The 19,211-nt window shown below is 63.2% G+C and carries 17 protein-coding genes; 8 read left to right on the top strand and 9 right to left on the bottom strand.

Annotated features, from left to right (window positions below; all coding sequences use genetic code 11):
• The first annotated feature begins 286 nt into the window (after window positions 1-286).
• Both AC1M7R_RS09080 and gbdR read left to right on the top strand, forming a co-directional pair.
• Window positions 287-1,663: an L-serine ammonia-lyase gene (locus tag AC1M7R_RS09080; RefSeq protein WP_072389980.1), complete on the top strand. Its 1,377-nt coding sequence runs from the start codon at window positions 287-289 to the stop codon at window positions 1,661-1,663.
• A 574-nt stretch (window positions 1,664-2,237) separates the two neighbouring features.
• A complete protein-coding gene (gene gbdR / locus AC1M7R_RS09075; protein ID WP_072389977.1) occupies window positions 2,238-3,341 on the top strand; it encodes a choline metabolism transcriptional regulator GbdR in 1,104 nt (367 codons plus the stop codon).
• Between the two features lie 80 nt (window positions 3,342-3,421).
• On the opposite strand, the gene AC1M7R_RS09070 is transcribed toward gbdR, so the two are convergent.
• The 6 genes from AC1M7R_RS09070 to AC1M7R_RS09045 all read right to left on the bottom strand — a co-directional run bounded on the left by AC1M7R_RS09070 (window position 3,422) and on the right by AC1M7R_RS09045 (window position 8,935).
• A complete protein-coding gene (locus AC1M7R_RS09070; protein ID WP_072389975.1) occupies window positions 3,422-3,685 on the bottom strand; it encodes a hypothetical protein in 264 nt (87 codons plus the stop codon).
• 368 nt (window positions 3,686-4,053) lie between these two features.
• Window positions 4,054-5,217: a gamma-butyrobetaine dioxygenase gene (locus AC1M7R_RS09065; RefSeq protein WP_072389973.1), complete on the bottom strand. Its 1,164-nt coding sequence runs from the start codon at window positions 5,215-5,217 to the stop codon at window positions 4,054-4,056.
• Between the two features lie 20 nt (window positions 5,218-5,237).
• Window positions 5,238-5,714 carry a thioesterase family protein gene (locus AC1M7R_RS09060; protein ID WP_072389971.1) on the bottom strand — a complete coding sequence of 159 codons (477 nt, stop codon included), beginning with the start codon at window positions 5,712-5,714 and terminating at the stop codon, window positions 5,238-5,240.
• Between the two features lie 168 nt (window positions 5,715-5,882).
• Window positions 5,883-6,848, bottom strand: coding sequence for an L-carnitine dehydrogenase (locus AC1M7R_RS09055; protein ID WP_072389969.1), 966 nt, complete (start codon window positions 6,846-6,848; stop codon window positions 5,883-5,885).
• A 183-nt stretch (window positions 6,849-7,031) separates the two neighbouring features.
• Window positions 7,032-7,919 carry a 3-dehydrocarnitine:acetyl-CoA trimethylamine transferase CdhC gene (gene cdhC / locus AC1M7R_RS09050; RefSeq protein ID WP_076406052.1) on the bottom strand — a complete coding sequence of 296 codons (888 nt, stop codon included), beginning with the start codon at window positions 7,917-7,919 and terminating at the stop codon, window positions 7,032-7,034.
• A gap of 71 nt (window positions 7,920-7,990) precedes the next feature.
• Entirely contained in the window at window positions 7,991-8,935 is a 945-nt protein-coding gene (locus AC1M7R_RS09045; protein WP_072389963.1) for a choline ABC transporter substrate-binding protein, read from the bottom strand.
• Window positions 8,936-9,121: 186 nt separating this feature from the next.
• Between AC1M7R_RS09045 and AC1M7R_RS09040 the strand changes: the two genes are divergently transcribed.
• On the top strand, window positions 9,122-10,063 hold the full coding sequence (locus AC1M7R_RS09040) for a GlxA family transcriptional regulator (protein WP_072389959.1): 942 nt from the start codon (window positions 9,122-9,124) through the stop codon (window positions 10,061-10,063).
• 66 nt (window positions 10,064-10,129) lie between these two features.
• On the opposite strand, the gene AC1M7R_RS09035 is transcribed toward AC1M7R_RS09040, so the two are convergent.
• The 3 genes from AC1M7R_RS09035 to AC1M7R_RS09025 form a co-directional block, all read right to left on the bottom strand.
• A complete protein-coding gene (locus AC1M7R_RS09035) occupies window positions 10,130-10,546 on the bottom strand; it encodes a DUF3010 family protein (RefSeq protein WP_072389956.1) in 417 nt (138 codons plus the stop codon).
• A 76-nt stretch (window positions 10,547-10,622) separates the two neighbouring features.
• Window positions 10,623-11,399, bottom strand: coding sequence for a bestrophin-like domain (locus tag AC1M7R_RS09030; protein WP_072389953.1), 777 nt, complete (start codon window positions 11,397-11,399; stop codon window positions 10,623-10,625).
• A gap of 164 nt (window positions 11,400-11,563) precedes the next feature.
• Entirely contained in the window at window positions 11,564-11,965 is a 402-nt protein-coding gene (locus AC1M7R_RS09025; RefSeq protein WP_072389951.1) for a lysozyme inhibitor LprI family protein, read from the bottom strand.
• Between the two features lie 234 nt (window positions 11,966-12,199).
• Here AC1M7R_RS09025 and AC1M7R_RS09020 point away from each other — a divergent pair, with 234 nt between their 5' ends.
• The 5 genes from AC1M7R_RS09020 (at window position 12,200) to etfA (ending at window position 19,204) form a co-directional block, all read left to right on the top strand.
• Complete coding sequence (locus tag AC1M7R_RS09020; RefSeq protein ID WP_072389948.1) at window positions 12,200-13,177, top strand: dipeptidase; 978 nt, start codon at window positions 12,200-12,202, stop codon at window positions 13,175-13,177.
• 80 nt (window positions 13,178-13,257) lie between these two features.
• A complete protein-coding gene (locus AC1M7R_RS09015) occupies window positions 13,258-13,788 on the top strand; it encodes a DUF5943 domain-containing protein (RefSeq protein ID WP_030139308.1) in 531 nt (176 codons plus the stop codon).
• A gap of 15 nt (window positions 13,789-13,803) precedes the next feature.
• Window positions 13,804-15,864: a dimethylglycine demethylation protein DgcA gene (gene dgcA, locus AC1M7R_RS09010; protein ID WP_053156152.1), complete on the top strand. Its 2,061-nt coding sequence runs from the start codon at window positions 13,804-13,806 to the stop codon at window positions 15,862-15,864.
• Between the two features lie 170 nt (window positions 15,865-16,034).
• On the top strand, window positions 16,035-17,984 hold the full coding sequence (gene dgcB / locus AC1M7R_RS09005; protein WP_072389945.1) for a dimethylglycine demethylation protein DgcB: 1,950 nt from the start codon (window positions 16,035-16,037) through the stop codon (window positions 17,982-17,984).
• Window positions 17,984-19,204 carry an electron transfer flavoprotein subunit alpha gene (etfA, locus tag AC1M7R_RS09000; RefSeq protein WP_072459113.1) on the top strand — a complete coding sequence of 407 codons (1,221 nt, stop codon included), beginning with the start codon at window positions 17,984-17,986 and terminating at the stop codon, window positions 19,202-19,204. Before dgcB ends, etfA begins: the two co-directional genes overlap by 1 nt.
• Window positions 19,205-19,211: the final 7 nt, after the last annotated feature.

The following is a 19,211-nucleotide window of genomic DNA, read 5'->3' as shown; positions in this document are numbered from 1 at the left end:
TCTGTCGCCTACAGGGTGGGTCGTATCCAGTACAGGGATGGTCGCATCCAGTGTCGGTGACGTCGTTTACAGATTTTTTCCACCCTCGGCGGGTCTCTGACACGCAAAAAAACGGCGTAGAACGCTGTCGGGAACAGGGCGACGTTGGTGGGCATGATTGCGTCGGTGTCAGACGTCGAACTCCAAGGCAAAAATCGGATGATGCGACCATCCCGGCGTTGAGCGTAGCAGCTCCGTCACCGGGCGCTCCTGCGCCCGGATGTGCCCGTTCTGGAGGTTCTAGGCAATGGCAATCAGCGTATTCGACTTGTTCAAAATCGGTATCGGCCCGTCCAGTTCCCACACCGTGGGACCCATGCGCGCAGCGGCGCTCTTTGTCGAGGCGCTGCGGGCCGGGTCGCTGCTGGAACAGGTGCGTCGAATCGAGGTGCAGTTGTTTGGCTCACTGTCGGCCACCGGCATTGGCCATGGCAGCGACAACGCGGTGATCATGGGCCTGATGGGGGAGTGGCCGGATGCAATCGATCCGTCCCGGATCGGCCCGCGCATCGAACAACTGCGGGAAACCGAGACGCTGTTGCTGGACAGTCGTTTGCCCGTGCCTTTTATCTGGTCCCGGGACATGCGCCTGCTGGACGAAAACCTGCCATTCCACCCCAATGCCATGACCCTGGTGGCCGAGGGTGACAACGGTGAGCTGCACCGCGACACCTACTATTCGGTAGGCGGTGGCTTCGTCGTCGACCAGGCCCAGGCTTCCAGCGGCGTGGTGGACCTGGACACCACCGAGCTGCCTTACGATTTTTCCAGCGCCCAGGAGCTGCTGGACCTGTGCCGGCGCCACAACCTGCGGGTGGCCGAATTGATGATGGCCAACGAAAAGGTCTGGCGCTCGGAAGAAGACATTCGCAGTGGTCTGATGAAACTCTGGCGAGCCATGCAGGATTGCGTCGAGCACGGGCTCAAGCACGAAGGCATCCTGCCGGGCGGCTTGAATGTGCGCCGGCGGGCGGCCAAGTTGCACCGTAGCCTGCAGGAACTGAACAAGCCGAATGTCATCGGCTCGACCTTGAGCGCCATGGAGTGGGTCAACCTGTATGCCCTGGCGGTCAACGAGGAAAATGCCGCCGGCGGGCGCATGGTCACGGCGCCGACCAACGGCGCGGCGGGGATCATTCCGGCAGTGCTGCATTACTTCATGAGATTCAGCGAAGACGTCACCGACGCCAACGTGGTGGATTATTTCCTCGGGGCGGCGGCGGTGGGCATCCTGTGCAAGAAGAATGCGTCGATCTCCGGTGCCGAAGTCGGTTGCCAGGGCGAAGTGGGCTCCGCCTGCGCCATGGCGGCGGCGGGCCTGGCGGAGATCCTGGGGGCGACACCGGAGCAATTGTGCAACGCGGCGGAAATCGGCCTGGAGCACAACCTTGGCCTGACCTGCGACCCGGTGGGCGGCCTGGTGCAAGTGCCGTGCATCGAGCGCAACGCAATTGCCGCGGTGAAAGCCATCAATGCCGCGCAGATGGCCCTGCGCGGCGACGGCCAGCACTTCATCTCCCTCGACCGGGTGATTCGTACCATGCGCGATACCGGTGCCGACATGCATGACAAATATAAAGAGACATCGCGTGGCGGATTGGCGGTCAGTGCGGTGGAGTGCTGACCCGCAGTATTCACAATCCTGTGGTGAGGGGATTTATCCCCGCTGGGCCGCGAAGCGGCCCTCTATGTTTCTACAGATACACCAAGGTGTATGAATCGAGGGCCGCTTCGCAGCCCTACGGGGATAAATCCCTTCGCCACAAAGAACCGAAACCGCTCATAAAGTGCACACCCGCTCAGAAACACGCCACCTTTTGGCGCGTCGCAAACAGATAAGTGGCTGTTGCGCCGACCCCTGCCGTGGCGGTGCCGACCGTTCGTCATCCGCGCTTGGGGTGACACCGCTTGTGCAAACGGTGCAGCCCAGTTCCCACAAGTGCTACCGAACTGCTCACAGCCCGCAGGGAGCGGTTTCAGCGGCCCCTGATGGCACCGATAAACCATCCTTGACGCGTGCCTTGTGTAGACGGGTTGCGATGTCGTTTTCAGGATTTTATTAAACATACGTTCAGTTTTAGGCACGGCAATTGCTGTATCGCTGTAAAGCCGGTTTTCGCTATGAAAACCTCGGCAACAACCAATAAAAAGAGCCTGCGCCTGAGGCCATTACCCGCTTTGTGTGAGGAGATACCGCGATGACGTCGTCCAACTCCGGGGCCCAACCCCAGAACCGTGCGCCTCAATCCATCGGCTTTTTGCTGCTGGACAATTTCACGCTGATTTCCCTGGCGTCCGCGGTGGAACCGCTACGCATGGCCAACCAGTTATCCGGCCGCGAGCTGTATCGCTGGACCACTCTCACCGTCGACGGCGGGCAGGTCTGGGCCAGTGACGGTCTGCAGATCACCCCGGACGCCTCCATGCACAAAGCCCCGCCGCTGGACACCGTGATTGTCTGCGGCGGCATCGGGATCCAGCGCACCGTGACCCGCGAGCATGTGTCCTGGTTGCAAGGCCAGGCCCGTCAGTCCCGCCGCCTCGGCGCGGTCTGCACCGGCAGTTGGGCCTTGGCCTGCGCCGGCCTGCTGGACGGTTTCGATTGCAGCGTGCACTGGGAATGCCTGGCAGCGATGCAGGAAGCCTTTCCACGGGTGTCGATGAGCACCCGCCTGTTCACCCTCGACCGCAACCGCTTCACCAGTTCCGGCGGCACCGCGCCGCTGGACATGATGCTGCACCTGATCAGTCGCGATCATGGTCGCGAACTGTCGGCGGCGATTTCCGAGATGTTCGTCTACGAGCGCATTCGCAACGAGCAGGATCACCAACGCGTGCCGCTCAAGCACATGCTCGGCACCAACCAGCCGAAGTTGCAGGAAATCGTCGCGCTGATGGAGGCCAATCTCGAAGAGCCGATCGACCTGGACGAGCTGGCGGTCTATGTCTCCGTGTCCCGGCGTCAGCTGGAGCGGTTGTTCCAGAAATACCTGCACTGCTCGCCGTCGCGCTATTACCTCAAGCTGCGGCTGATTCGTGCACGGCAACTGCTCAAGCAGACGCCGATGTCGATCATCGAAGTGGCGTCGGTGTGCGGTTTCGTCTCCACGCCGCACTTCTCCAAGTGCTACCGCGAATATTTCGGTATTCCGCCACGGGACGAGCGCGTAGGCTCCAACACCACGCAACAGGTCGCCATGGTACCGCTGCCGCAGGCCATGGTGCTGTCGCCATTGTCCGGCCCGCTGTCGGCGCTCAGCCAGGCGCGCAATGAGTCGACGTTTGCCAGTGTAAGGCTGTAGACCGCAGCGCCTTCATCGCGAGCAGGCTCGCTCCCACAGCAGAACCCTGTGGAAGCGAGCCTGCTCGCGATTGGTTTTTTTCAGGCGCTGTGGTTCTGCTGGTATTCCATCAATGCTGGCAGAAGTTGCTTGTCGATGGCCTGGCGAACCGCCGGCAGGATGGTGGCGCTGCTGGTGTACATGTCCTTGACCATCCGGCGCAGATCATTGGCGCGAGCCCTGTCCAGGCCACGCACGGCGCACAAGCAGGCCTGTTCGGCGGTGGCTCCGCTGGGTATCTGCAGGCCCAGGGCCTTGAGATGGCCCAGCAAGTCTTCCTGGTCGATCAAATCGGCGTGCATCATGACGCTTTTCCTTGTTCCGGGATTGGGGTCTGCCTCGATTCTGGTAGCCACCCGAAGCGGCGGCAAGGGCAAATCGTCGCGATGACCCGAATGACTATGAGCGTGTCGTTTTCGGCTAACTGACGTCATCCGCGACTGGGCACACTGGCCTCAAGCTGGATCACGATGGTTTGGTCACCCTCGCGGGAAAGCTCCTCCAGTAACGCAACCTGCCCCGATCCTGTCACGGCTTGATCGGGGATTTTTTTGCCCGGTGAATCAGGCGTGGGTGTCGAGCTTGATGGACGGTTATCACCAGCAGGCTTCCCCGCACCGGGTCGCAGGCTCGTCGTGGGAGCGAGCCTGCTCGCGATGGACGAAGACACGGTCTAGCGTTGCAGCACCAGGATCCGCGACAGCAATTCATCCCGATCCACATAGCAGCCCTGGAAGTGCCGTGCCCCGGTGGCCGGGTCGAAGGCGTTGCGGGCGTGAAGGGTGCGGCGGTTGTCGAAGCACCACAACTGACCGGGCTCCAGGCGCTGCACGAGACGAAACGCGGGTTCGCGGGTCAGGGCGATGAAGCGTCGGTAGGCGCGGTAGAGCCTGGGCATCTGTTCGACCGAGGTGTCGAAGGGCCCTCGCAGGAAGTTCGCCATACGGATCTCGGCAACCTGCCCCTGGCTATCGAGCGCGATGATGGGGGCCAGGCAGCGGTAGTCGCTGTGACGGTCCTTGTTGCGAAACTCCACCGGAATCCGGCACAGGGCATCGAAGGCCTCGGGGTCTTCCTGGCGCAGGGCCTCGGCAATGGCGAAGCCGTCGACGAAGATGCTCTCGCCGCCGCTGGCGTCATTGACCAGGCAATGCAGGAACTGCAGGCCGGGCTGCAATTCCCGGGTCGGCAAGTCGCTGTGCAGCGGCAGGTTGAAAGCGGTGTAGGCGTTGCTGTCGGCATCGGCCTTGGACTGCACGTTGAACAGCACGCCGAAGTTGCTTTCGCGAATGAAGGCGATGCGCTGGGCGACCGCCTTCAGCGAACCGGGTTCGGTGGGCACGCCACGGACCTGGGTCAGGCCGACGTCACGCACTGCCAGCAACCACTGCAACAGGGCATCGGCCTCGTTCATCACCGCGTGGTAATCGAATACCGGCAGTTGCAGGTCGTGCCGCCACAGTCGGCTTTTCGGCCTGTTCGCCCGCCTTTCGCTGCGCGACTGCTCATCATAGGCGTGGGCGCGCAGCCAGCCCGGGTCGAAACGGCTCTGGTGGCCGTCCTGCCAATCCACGCACAGGCAGCCCTGGTCATCGAGGCGCAGGGTGGCGGGCTCCAGGTCTTCAGGCACATCGACGATTTCCAGTACCTGTTCACGGGTGACGGTATAGACGCACCGTGGGCAGGGACAGTTGTCCCGCAGCCATTGGTGATGGAACGGGCTGATGCGACCGTCGGCCCAGGTGACCTGCACCTGGTCGTCCAGGGCTCTCGCCGTGACCGGCGCACACACCAGAGGGTAACGACGGAAGTCGGCAACAGTGGCGGCGGTGTTCATGACGTTCTCCGGATCGGGGCTTAGCGGGCGGGTGGCAAGGCGATGACTCGGCCGATGTAGGCCGGGAGCGGCAGCTCGGACTGCTCGTCCAGCAAGGCCTTGAGCCTGGCCAGGGTCGGTTCTGTGAACGGGGCCGAATGCGGGCCGGCCAGGTCGACGTGCAGCAGCATTTGCTCATTGCCCGCCAACGCTTTGTCCCCACCGGCCAGATGCAGGCTGTGATAGAGGTGCAAACGCTTGGCGTCGTGGCCGATGATCTGCGTACGCACCTCCACGTCGACATCGACCTTCACTTCGTGCAGGTAATTGAGGTGCAGTTCGAGGGTGAACAGCGAATGGCCGCTGGTATCGCGGTTCTGGCTGTCCATGCCGAGCAGGTCCATCAGCGCGTCGGTGGCGTAGCTGAAAATCAACAGGTAATAGGCATCGCGCAGATGGCCGTTGTAATCGACCCACTCGGGACGGATATGGGTTTGGTAAGTGGTGAGGGTGGGCATGGTTCAGGTCCGACAATTGGGGTGACTGGGCTGGCGCTATGGCGAGCAGGCTCGCTCCCTCAGGGGATCTGCTGGGTGAAAGCAATCGTGTTCACGCCGCCAGACCTGTGGGAGCGAGCTTGCTCGCGATGGGGCCAGACCTAGACCTGCTGGCCCTGAAACCAGGGTTTACTCTTCGAAAGCCATGCCGTGCTTGGCCTTGGTGGTCTTCACCGCCTCCAGTACGGCCAGGAGGCAATCGTCACGATAGCGCTCCAGGGCCGGGATGCTGTGGTTGCCCAGTTGCTCGCTCGTCCCGTCCACCACGTCGTCGATCAGCTTGTCGGTGAGTTCCGGGGCCGGCAGGTAGGTCCAGGGCAGTTGCAGCGCCGGGCCGAACTGGGCCATGAAGTGGCGCATCCCGGCATCGCCGCCGGCCAGGGTATACGTCAGGAACGTACCCATGAACGACCAGCGCAAACCGGCGCCAAAGCGGATCGCGTCATCGATCTCGCCCGTGGTCGCCACGCCGTCGTTGACCAGGTGCAGCGCCTCGCGCCACAGCGCTTCGAGCAGGCGGTCGGCGATGAACCCAGGCACTTCCTTGCGGACATGCAGCGGCCGCATGCCAAGGGATTCGTACACGCGCATCGCGGCCTGGACGGCCTCGGGAGCGGTATCCTTGCCACCCACCACCTCCACCAGGGGCAACAGGTAGACCGGGTTGAACGGGTGTCCGACCACGCAGCGTTCCGGGTGGGTCGCACCTTCGTAGAACTCGCTGGGCAACAGCCCCGAAGTGCTGGAACCGATCAATGCATTCGGCTTGGCGGCGGCGCTGATCTGGCCGTGCAGTTCGAGCTTCAGTTCCAGGCGCTCGGGGGCGCTTTCCTGGATGAAATCGGCGTCGCGCACGCATTCCTCGATGGTCGCGACGAAGCGCAGCCGATCCTGCGAGGCTCCGGGTGCCAGGCCCTGTTTTTCCAGCGCTCCCCAGGCATTCGCGACGCGCTTGCGCAGGGCCGCCTCGGCGCCCGGCGCCGGATCCCAGGCCACGACGTCCAGGCCATGGGCCAGGGCGCGGCTGACCCAGCCGCTGCCGATCACGCCGCTGCCCAGGGCGGCGAAGGTCTTGATGTTGGTGATAAAGCTCATGGTGGTTTTCCTGAAGTGATTCGCCGATTCCCTGTGGGAGCGAGCTTGCTCGCGATGACGGTGTTCCAGGCGCAGCAAATGCACTGGATGCGCCGACGCTATCGCGAGCAGGCTCGCTCACACACGTGATCTTGGGTGGTCTTGATGTCTGCAGTCACTGCAGATCCACTGTGCATGTCCGGTTTAGCCGCGCTGGACCAGACCCATTTTCTTGCGGCCCTCCGCCGGCGTGAGCACCCGGGCGCCGAGGCGGCTGAGGATCTCGCTGGCGCGTTCCACCAGTTGGCCATTGGTGGCGAGCACGCCTTTGTCCAGCCACAGATTGTCTTCCAGCCCGACCCGTACGTTGCCCCCCAGCAGCACCGCCTGGGCGGCCATCGGCATCTGCATGCGACCGATGCCGAAGCCGGCCCACACCGCGTCCGCCGGCAGGTTGTCGACCATGGCTTTCATGGTGGTGGTGTCGGCCGGCGCACCCCATGGGATACCGAGGCAGAGCTGGAACAGCGGGTTGTCCAGCAGGCCTTCCTTGATCAGTTGCTTGGCGAACCACAGGTGACCGGTGTCGAAGATCTCCAGCTCGGCCTTGACCCCCAGTTCGGTGATGCGCTTGGCCCCGGCCCGCAGTTGCGCCGGGGTGGAGACGTAAATGGTGTCGCCGTCGCCGAAGTTCAGGGTGCCGCAATCCAGGGTGCAGATTTCCGGCAGCAGTTCCTCGACGTGGGCCAGGCGAGTCAACGGGCCCACCAGGTCGGTATTGGGGCCGAACTCCATCGGCCGTTCGCCGGCACCGATCTCCAGGTCACCGCCCATGCCGGCGGTGAGGTTGACGATGATGTCCACGTCCGCCTCGCGGATGCGCTCCATCACCTCGCGATACAGCGCCACGTCACGGCTGAACTTGCCGGTCTGTGGATCGCGGACGTGGCAGTGCACCACCGTGGCCCCGGCTTTGGCAGCCTCGACAGCCGCCTCGGCGATCTGTTTCGGGGTGACCGGTACGTGGGGACTCTTGGCGGTCGTGTCGCCAGCACCGGTGAGTGCGCAGGTGATGATGACGTCATGGTTCATGGTGCGGTTTCCTTCAGGCGTGTTGAGTCACTGCGCAGCCATTGGCAGCCGCGCAGATGGGAAGCGATCGGTCAGTTGCTGGTGAGTTTCAGGTTTTCGGCGGCCGGCTTTCCGTCGAAGGTGGTCACACCTTCCAGCCAGCGTTGCTTGTCCTGTGGATGGTCCTTGAGCCATTGCCGGGCCGACTCCAGCGGATCCTTGTGATCGAGCAGCGGCTGCATCATCCGGCTCTCGTCTTCGGCGCTGAACGTCAGGTTGCTCAGCAGGCGGCTGACGTTCGGACATTGCTGGGCATAGTTCGGCGCGGTCACGGTCCACACGGTGGCCATGCCTTCATTCGGGCCGAGGGCGTCCTCGCTGCCGGTGAGGTAGGTCATCTGCACGTTGACGTTCATCGGGTGCGGCGCCCAGCCGAAGAACACCACGGCCTCCTTGCGCCGCACGGCGCGGTCCACGGCGGCGAGCATACCGGCCTCGCTGGACTCCACCAGCTGGAACTTGCCCAGGCCGAACTGGTTCTTGGCGATCATCGCCTTGATCTGGGTATTGGCGCCGGAGCCGGGCTCGATGCCGTAGATCTTGCCGCCCAACTCTTTTTCGAATCTAGCGATGTCGGCGAAGGTCTTCAGGCCCTTGTCGGCCAGGTAGGTCGGCACGGCCAGGGTGGCGCGGGCGTCCTTGAGGCTGGGCTGCTCCAGCACCTTGACCTGCCTGGCCTCGACGAAGGGGGTAATGGTCTGGGTCATGAGGGGGTTCCAGTAGCCCAGGAACATGTCCAGGCGCTGGTCACGGATGCCGGCGAAGATGATCTGCTGGGAGGCGCTGGTCTGCTTGGTGTTGTAGCCGAGGCCGTCGAGCATCACCTGGGTCAGGGCGCTGGTGGCGATGACGTCGGTCCAGTTGACCACGCCCAGGCGCACGTTCTGGCACGCAGCGGGTTCGGCCGCCAGGGTCGCGGTGCTCAGGAAAGTGGTAGCGCTCAGTGCAAGGACGCAGGTGCTGATCAGTCGTTTCATGGTGGGTTCCTCGGCAGCTTATTGTTATGGGGTCCGGCATCTGCGTACCGGTGATGCCAAGGTACGTAGCCGCGCCTTCGGCAAAACGCACTGCGGCGACGCGCTCTTGCACTACAGCGACTCTTGAATGCCCCTTGCAACTGGCGTATCAAGGTTCGCACGCTACCCGCCAACCGAGTGCGCGTCATGTCCCAGGATTTCTACTTCTTGCTGATGCCGGGTTTTTCGGCCATCGGTTTCATTTCGGCCATCGAGCCGTTGCGGGTCGCCAACCGTTTTCGCGGCGAGCTGTACCGCTGGCACGTCCTGAGTGCCGACGGCGGTGCGGTGCTGGCGAGCAACGGCATGTCGGTCAACGCCGATGCGGCATTGGAGCCGCTGAAAAAGGGCGCGACCCTGTGGGTAGTGGCGGGGTTCGAGCCGCTGAAGTTTGCCACCAAGGCCCTGGAGCGCTGGCTGCACCGGCTGGACAAGGAGGGCGTGACCCTGGGCGGGATCGACACCGGCAGCGTGGTGCTGGCCGAAGCGGGGTTGCTGCAAGGGTACCGGGCAACCCTGCATTGGGAGGCGATCGAGGCATTCAAGGAGTCCTATCCGCAGTTGGACGTGACCCAGGAGCTGTTCGAAATCGACCGTCGGCGCATCACCTGTGCCGGTGGCACTGCCTCCATCGACCTCATGCTCGACCTGATCGGCCAGGCCCATGGTGCTGACCTGGCCATCCAGGTCAGCGAGCAATTCGTGCTCGGGCGCATCCGTCCGCGCAAGGATCACCAGCGCATGGAGATCGCCAGTCGCTACGGCATTCGCAACAAGAAGCTGGTGCACGTCATCGGAGAGATGGAGGCCCACAGCGAACCGCCCCTGAGCACCCTGGCGCTGGCCGAGTCCATCAACGTCACGCGCCGCCAGCTCGAGCGCCTGTTCCGCCTGCATCTGAACGATACGCCGAGCAATTTCTACCTGCGCCTGCGCCTGGAAAAGGCCCGCCAGCTATTGCGCCAGACCGACCTGAGCGTGCTGGAGGTGAGCATCGCCTGCGGGTTCGAATCGCCGTCTTATTTCACTCGCAGTTATCGAGCTCGGTTCGAGCGCTGTCCGCGGGAAGATCGGCGCAAGGTGGTCTGATGGCGCAGACATGCCCTTGCAGGAGCGAGCCGGCTTGCTCTCACAGGCGATCTGCTGCCTGAGGCATTATTGTTTCATCAACGCCGCACAGGCCGCCTTGTAGGCTTCATGCTGGTATTTGTTCAGCGTGGCAGGCAGGGCAAAGTCGTGCTTCTTGTTCTGCGCATTGATGGTCTGCGGGGACAGCAGCGTCGTTTCACAGCCTTCCAGCAACTGGAACACCCCTTCGATCTTGAATGTGGTGGGGCCGCCGGCGAATTCGCCTTTCTTGCTGCGTTTCTTAATGGCGATGCGTTCTATGCCGTTCTCGGTCACGAAGGCCCGTACCTGGGCGGCGAAAGCCTTGACGTTGGCGGCTTCGTCATCGTCGTCCAGGCTGATTTTCCGGGTCTTGAGCTCGACATGGCTCAACCCGTTCTGGTCCAGCGAGGCAACGGCGACAATCGCTTCGCTGCCTTTGATTTCTATGCCGCAGATAATCATGTAAGCCCTTGGGTCTGGAGGTCGGGGGTTCCAGTGTATCGATCCCGGGGCCGGACGCCGCTACGATTTTTGCCGGTCAGTCCATGCTTTTTCGCAGGTCCAGCATGATCTTGTCGAAGTAATCGACCCGGATAATGCCGAAGCGGGGGTATTCGAAGTCCAGGATCACATACAGCACGCACACCATGACCGCCGCATAACCCAGGCTGTGCAGCCATTTGCGATGGGCCGTACCGGCCATGCCGTAGCCGATCAGCAAGGCACTGATCAGGGCCATGGTCAGCAACATGAGATAGATGACCAGCGGCGGGTGGGTTTCGTGGGCCACGGCGCGGGTCGTGGTGATGTCGATCATTTCGTTCTGCGCTTGCAGCGCGCTGGTTCCCAGCGTCGGGGTGGGCATCTTTTGCAGGGCGGCAACGGTGCTTTTCCAGATGGCCTGTTGCAAGGCACTGGCCCGGGCATGGGCGGACTCGTCGATCTGGTCCTCGCGCAAGTCCTGGTAGTACTCGATCCGGGCGTCGACATAGTCCCGGAATGCCTGGCGCAGGCCCGGTTGCTCGCTGGCCGGCAACAGGTCCAGGCGCAGCCAGGCGGTACCCATGGCGTTGGTTTCGGCGACGATCAGCGCGCGACGCTGATCCAGGCGCGTGGCGGCGCCGGAGAAGGTGAAGGCGATCAACAATGCCAACAGGCCGAACACCGCGCCTTCGATGGCCCCGACGCCCTGTCGTGCCCCTTCGGGATCCAGGGCCAGGTGACGGTTGCCGATCCGGCGACCGGCCTCGATGCTCAATACGATGGCGATGAAAATGGCGAATCCGTAGACGGGCAAGGCAGTAAGAGAGTGCATACGAAAATCCCTTGATTATCGTGTTGGACTCGTCTGTACAGCCTGGATCGGACGGGTTGTTCAGCCAGTGTAGACGGCGTTGACGGATAGAGCCTGCGACGCAGAGGAGGTCCCAGTTCCAGCTGGTCAGGGGCCAGGCAACGGGAACAGGCGTTCCCTGGCCTTCAATCCTGCCCAATCGACTCCAGGAATTCCGATCGGTCGTCGCTCACCTGAGCCATGCAGTCGTTTTCGGCGATCTTGTAGGCTTCGCTGCCGGGTTTGGCCGGGAAGGCGGCGATGGCGCAGTCGGCATCCCGCTGTTTCTGCCACAACTGTTGGGCTGCCTTGATCTTGCCGGTGATGTCGTTGAGCTGGGCCTTGTCGCTGGCGTAGCGGGTCTGCAGGCGCTCAAGGAGGCTTTGCAGGTTGTCGTTGAGCAGTTGCTCGGCGGCGGCCTTGCCGTAGGCCGAGCAGGCCAGGGTCTGGACGTCGTTTTCGACGGCGTCGCAGGGGTTCTGTTCGGTGTCTTCGGTGGCGTGTGCCACGGTGCTGATCAATGCCAAAGCCAGGAAGAGTGATTTCATTGCGTTGCCGCTCGAGTCCAGTGGAAGCCAGTGATGCGGCGGATTCTGGCGCAAGCGCCGGGCAAAGAACAGACGGGCAGGGCAGGCCCGTCGCAGCCCTTTGTCGTGGATTGACGCTTTCGGCAATTCCCCTGTCGTTTTTGCACCGGGTCGCCACGGCCCTCAGGCATATGCTGGCCCCAAAGCGCCGGCACACGTTTCGGCGCATGAAATCCGACAAAAGGGGACTGCCTGATGAGCCCAGCCGAATTGCACGCCGACAGCATCGTTATCGACGGGCTGATCATTGCCAAATGGAACCGCGAACTGTTCGAAGACATGCGCAAGGGCGGCCTGACCGCGGCCAACTGCACCGTGTCGGTGTGGGAAGGTTTCCAGGCCACCATCAACAATATCGTCGCGAGCCAGAAGCTGATCCGCGAGAACAGCGACCTGGTGATCCCGGTGAAGACCACCGCCGATATCAAGCGTGCCAAGGAGCAGGGCAAGACCGGCATCATCTTCGGTTTCCAGAACGCCCATGCCTTCGAAGACCAGCTCGGCTACATCGAGATCTTCAAGCAACTGGGCGTCGGCGTGGTGCAGATGTGCTACAACACCCAGAACCTGGTGGGGACCGGCTGCTACGAGCGCGACGGCGGCCTGTCGGGGTTCGGTCGTGAAGTGGTTGCCGAGATGAATCGGGCCGGCATCATGTGCGACCTGTCCCACGTGGGGTCCAAGACCTCCGAAGAAGTCATCCTCGAGTCGAAGAAACCGGTCTGCTATTCCCACTGCCTGCCGTCCGGCCTGAAAGAACACCCGCGCAACAAGTCCGATGAAGAGCTGAAGTTCATCGCCGACCACGGCGGCTTCGTCGGCGTGACCATGTTCGCACCGTTCCTGGCCAAGGGCATCGATTCGACCATCGATGATTACGCCGAGGCCATCGAATACACCATGAACATCGTCGGCGAAGACGCCATCGGCATCGGCACCGATTTCACTCAGGGCCATGGCCAGGATTTCTTCGAAATGCTGACCCACGACAAGGGCTACGCCCGTCGCCTGACCAACTTCGGCAAGATCATCAACCCGCTGGGCATCCGCACCGTGGGCGAGTTCCCGAACCTTACCGAGACACTGCTCAAGCGCGGTCACTCCGAGCGAGTAGTGCGCAAGATCATGGGTGAGAACTGGGTGAACGTTTTGAAAGACGTCTGGGGCGAATAAACGCCGCTGCTGCACCGAATCCTTTACCTGCGGCCATCCGCGCCGCGGGCAACATCACGAATTTCCGGAGTCAAGTTTCAATGGCCAAGATCGCCCCTCAACTGCCTATCGAAGTCGACAGCGAAACCGGTGTCTGGACCTCCGACGCCCTGCCGATGCTCTACGTGCCGCGTCACTTCTTCGTCAACAACCACATGGGCATCGAGGAAGTGCTGGGCGCCGACGCCTACGCCGAAATCCTCTACAAGGCCGGCTACAAGTCCGCCTGGCACTGGTGCGAGAAAGAAGCCGAATGCCACGGCCTGGAAGGCGTCGCGGTGTTCGAGCACTACATGAAGCGTCTGTCGCAGCGTGGCTGGGGCCTGTTCAAGATCCAGGACATCGACCTGGATAAAGGCACCGCCAGCGTCAAGCTCGAACACTCGGCATTCGTCTATGTGTACGGCAAGGTGGGGCGCAAGGTCGACTACATGTTCACCGGCTGGTTCGCCGGTGCCATGGACCAGATCCTCGCCGCCCGCGGCAGTTCGATCCGCACCGTGGCCGAGCAGGTCTATGGCGGTTCCGAAGAAGGCCACGACGACGGCCTGTTCATCGTCAAGCCGTTGTAAGTCGAGGATTGCGCCATGGCTTTTGAAGCAATGTTCCAGCCGATCCAGATCGGCAAGCTGACCATCCGCAACCGCGTGCTCAGCACCGCCCACGCCGAGGTCTATGCCACGGACGGCGGCATGACCACCGATCGGTACGTGAAGTACTACGAAGAGAAGGCCAAGGGTGGCATCGGCCTGGCGATCTGCGGTGGATCGTCCGTGGTCGCCATCGACAGCCCGCAGGAATGGTGGAGTTCGGTGAACCTGTCCACCGACCGCATCATCCCGCATTTCCAGAACCTGGCCGACGCCATGCACAAGCATGGCGCCAAGATCATGATCCAGATTACCCACATGGGGCGTCGCTCGCGTTGGGACGGCTTCAACTGGCCGACCCTGATGTCGCCGTCCGGCGTGCGTGAGCCGGTGCACCGTGCCACCTGCAAGACCATCGAGCCGGAAGAAATCTGGCGGGTGATCGGCAACTACGCCCAGGCGGCGCGCCGTGCCAAGGCCGGCGGCCTGGATGGCGTGGAGCTGTCCGCCGTGCACCAGCACATGATCGACCAGTTCTGGAGCCCGCGGGTCAACAAGCGTACCGACGAATGGGGCGGCAGCTTCGAAGGCCGCATGAAGTTCGGCCTGGAAGTGCTCAAGGCCGTGCGCGCCGAAGTGGGCGACGATTTCTGCGTGGGCATGCGCATCTGCGGTGACGAGTTCCACCCGGACGGCCTGTCCCACGAGGACATGAAGCAGATTGCCAAGTACTACGACGACACGGGCATGCTGGACTTCATCGGCGTGGTGGGGTCGGGTTGCGATACCCACAACACCCTGGCCAACGTCATTCCGAACATGAGTTATCCACCGGAGCCGTTCCTGCACCTGGCCGCCGGTATCAAGGAAGTGGTCAAGGTCCCGGTGCTGCACGCGCAGAACATCAAGGACCCGAACCAGGCCACGCGGATCCTGGAGGGCGGTTACGTCGACATGGTCGGCATGACCCGCGCCCACATCGCCGACCCGCACCTGATCGCCAAGATCAAGATGGGCCAGGTCGACCAGATCAAGCAGTGCGTCGGCGCCAACTACTGCATCGACCGCCAGTACCAGGGCCTGGATGTGCTGTGCATCCAGAACGCCGCGACGTCCCGCGAGTACATGGGCGTGCCGCACATCATCGAGAAATCCACCGGGCCCAAGCGCAAGGTGGTGGTGGTTGGCGCCGGCCCGGCGGGTATGGAAGCGGCTCGCGTGGCAGCCGAACGCGGCCACGACGTGACCCTGTTCGAGAAGAAGGAGTTCATTGGCGGGCAGATCACCACGGCCGCCAAAGCCCCGCAACGGGACCAGATCGCCGGCATCACCCGCTGGTTCCAGCTGGAGCTGGCTCGCTTGAAAGTCGACCTGCGCCTGGGCGTGGCGGCCGACGCGGCGACCATCATGGACCTGCGTCCAGACGTGGTGGTACTGGCCGTGGGCGGGCATCCGAACCTGGAGCAGAACGAGCACTGGGGCGCCGCCGAAGGGCTGGTGGTCAGCAGTTGGGACGTGCTCGATGGCAAGGTCGCCCCGGGCAAGAATGTGCTGGTCTACGACACCATTTGTGAATTCACCGGTATGTCGGTGGCCGACTTCCTCGCCGACAAGGGCAGCCAGGTGGAGATCGTCACCGACGATATCAAGCCGGGCGTTGCCATCGGCGGGACCTCGTTCCCCACTTACTACCGCAGCATGTACCCCAAGGAAGTGATCATGACCGGGGACATGATGCTGGAGAAGGTCTACCGCGAAGGCGACAAGCTGGTGGCGGTGCTGGAGAACGAGTACACCGGCGCCAAGGAAGAACGCGTCGTGGACCAGGTGGTGGTGGAGAACGGCGTGCGGCCGGACGAAGAAATCTACTACGCGCTCAAGGAAGGTTCGCGCAACAAAGGCCAGATCGATGTCGAGGCCCTGTTCGCGATCAAGCCCCAACCGTGCCTGGAACAGAGCGGCGATGGCTACCTGCTGTTCCGCATCGGCGACTGCGTGGCGCAGCGTAACACCCACGCCGCCATCTACGACGCCCTGCGGTTGTGCAAGGATTTCTAACGGCTTGTGGATAACCCGGTGGGAGCGAGCTTGCTCGCGATAGCGGTGGATCAATCGACACTCATGTCGAATTGGAGTCCGTCATCGCGAGCAAGCTCGCTCCCACAGGGGTCGAGCAAGACATCCAGGTTTCTGTGCCTGCAAGACCTGAGGTCTTTGGGAGCTTCACCATGCTGAACACCCTTCTTCCCATCCTGCTGTTCGCTGCCCTGGGCCTTGCGGTCCTCGGCGCCTTGCGGCGGGTGAACATGTGGCGCCGGGGCCGACCGTCCAAGGTCGATCTGGTCGGCGGCCTTTTCGCCATGCCCAAGCGCTACATGGTGGACTTGCACCATGTGGTGGCGCGGGACAAGTACATCGCCAACACCCACGTCGCCACGGCCGGTGGTGCGGTAGCGTCCATCGTGCTGGCTATCCTGGTGCACGGTTTCGGCCTGCATAACCGCTTCCTCGGCTATGCCTTGCTGTTGATGTCGGCGGTGATGTTCGTCGGCGCGATCTTTGTCTACCTGCGTCGGCGCAACCCGCCAGCCCGCCTGTCGAAGGGGCCGTGGATGCGCCTGCCGAAAAGCCTGCTGGCCTTCTCGGCGTCGTTCTTCCTGGTGACCCTGCCGGTGGCGGGCATTCTTCCGGAAGGCTTCGGCGGCTGGCTGCTGGCGGCGATCCTGGGCGTTGGCGTGCTGTGGGGCGTTTCGGAGCTGTTCTTCGGCATGACCTGGGGCGGGCCGATGAAGCATGCCTTTGCCGGTGCCCTGCACCTGGCCTGGCACCGTCGCGCCGAACGCTTTGGCGGTGGTCGCTCCACCGGCCTGAAACCGTTGGACCTCAATGACCCGGCGGCGCCCCTGGGCGTGGAAAAACCCAAGGATTTCACCTGGAACCAGTTGCTCGGCTTCGACGCTTGCGTCCAGTGCGGCAAATGCGAAGCCGCGTGCCCGGCCTTTGCCGCCGGCCAGCCGCTGAACCCGAAAAAGCTCATCCAGGACATGGTGGTCGGCCTCGCCGGTGGTACCGACGCGAAGTTCGCCGGCAGCCCTTACCCGGGCAAGCCGGTGGGCGAACATGGCGGCAATCCGCATCAGCCGATCGTCAATGGCCTGGTGGACGCCGAAACGCTGTGGTCCTGCACCACCTGCCGGGCCTGTGTCGAGGAGTGCCCGATGATGATCGAGCACGTCGATGCCATCGTCGACATGCGCCGTCACCTGACCCTGGAAAAAGGCGCCACCCCGAACAAGGGCGCCGAGGTGCTGGAAAACCTCATCGCCACCGACAACCCTGGCGGCTTCGCCCCGGGCGGACGGATGAACTGGGCTGCGGACCTGAACCTCAATCTGCTCAGCGAGAAAAAATCCACCGACGTGCTGTTCTGGGTCGGCGACGGAGCCTTCGACATGCGCAACCAGCGCACCCTGCGGGCCTTCGTCAAGGTGCTCAAGGCGGCGAAGATCGACTTCGCCGTGCTTGGCCTCGAAGAACGCGACAGCGGCGATGTGGCCCGGCGCCTGGGGGATGAAGCGACGTTCCAGTTGCTGGCCAAGCGCAACATCCAGACCCTGGCCAAGTATCGCTTCAATCGCATCGTCACCTGCGACCCCCATAGCTTCCATGTGCTGAAAAACGAATACGGCGCCTTCGATGGCAACTACCTGGTGCAGCACCACAGCACCTACCTGGCGGAAATCATCGACGCCGGTGCCCTGAATCTCGGCCAGCACAAGGGCGACAGCGTGACCTATCACGACCCTTGCTACCTGGGCCGCTACAACGGTGAGTACGAAGCGCCGCGCCAGGTGCTGCGTGCGCTGGGGATCGAGGTCAAGGAGATGCAGCGTTCCGGGTTCCGCTCCCGCTGCTGCGGCGGTGGCGGCGGTGCGCCGATCACTGACATCCCGGGCAAGCAACGTATCCCCGACATGCGCATGGAAGACATCCGCGAAACCGGCGCCGAGCTGGTGGCCGTGGGTTGCCCACAGTGCACCGCGATGCTCGAAGGCGTGGTCGAACCCCGCCCGATGATCAAGGACATCGCCGAACTGGTGGCTGACGCCCTGCTGGAAGACGCAGCGCCCGGCAAGCCCGTGGCCTCGGCCAAACGTGAACCTGCGGAGGTGCATTAATGAGCGACATCATCCGTCGCGACCCTCGCGCCGAGCGGATCGCCCGTAACCGCCTGCATCCGCTGCACGCGGCCATGCAACCGGTGCAACACAGCTGGATGGGGCCCAACGGCATCATTCGCAAGAACGTCCACGGTGTGGGTTTCATCGGCCCCAACGGCATCAAGCGCATCGACCGCAGCGGTGCCCAGCAGGGCGGCACGACCCGTCGCACCGCCAGCACCGAAGTGCAACTGCCGCTGCATCAGGTGCCGCAACCGGCGTTCTACATCTGTGTGGTTCCAGACATGGTGGGTGGCCGCCTCAGCAGCCACGACCGCGATCTGCTGGGGCTGGCCCATCAGTTGGCGGGGGCGCAAGGCGCGGTATTGGCGGTGGTGTTTGGCGAACACAAGGAAAACGCCTTCGCCACGGCCGGTGTCGACCGCTTGCTGGTGCTCGAAGGCGAAGCGTTCAGCGGTTATGCACCAGAACAGCGAGTCCAGGGCCTGCGGGCTGTGGATAACCAGTTCAACCCACGTCATTGGCTGTTGCCCGACAGCCGCAGCGGTGGCGGTGAATTGGGCCGGCGTTTCGCCGCGGCCCTGGGTGAACGCCCGGCCACACGGGTCTGGCAGGTCAAGGGCGAGGAGTGCATCGGCCGTGCCGGCGCCGGCCTGCAAGACCTGGCCCGCCCTTTGGCGCGGTTGATCCTGGCGGCCGCCGAGTGCGCCGAACCGGTCAGCGAAACCCGTCACGAAGCCTTGCCGGTGGAGTTATCCACAAGCGTGGCCCGCAGCCTTTCGCGCATCGAGGACATGGGGGCGGTGGCGGTGGACCCCGGTGCGATTCCGATGGCCGAAGCCGAATTCATCTTTTCCGGGGGCAACGGGGTCAAGGACTGGGACCTGTTCCACCGCACGGCGGCCGCGCTGGGGGCCACCGAGGGCGCCTCGCGGGTGGCGGTGGACGATGGTTTCATGTCTCGGGACCGTCAGGTCGGCGCCAGCGGCACCTGGGTCACGGCGCGGGTCTACGTGGCGGTAGGGATTTCCGGGGCGATCCAGCACCTGCAGGGCATCGGTGCCTGCGACAAGGTGGTGGCGGTCAACCTCGACCCGGGCTGCGACATGATCAAGCGGGCGGACCTGTCGGTGATAGGCGACAGCGCGGCGATTCTCCAGGCCCTGATCGCGGCGGTAGAGGCTTACCGCAACGAAGCCAGACGCGATGCGGCTTAAGCTAAGG

Source organism: Pseudomonas sp. MS01C9 (genome assembly GCF_058202755.1).
The sequence above is the reverse complement of the archived record's forward strand: the minus strand, read 5'-3'. Positions and strand labels throughout refer to the sequence as shown.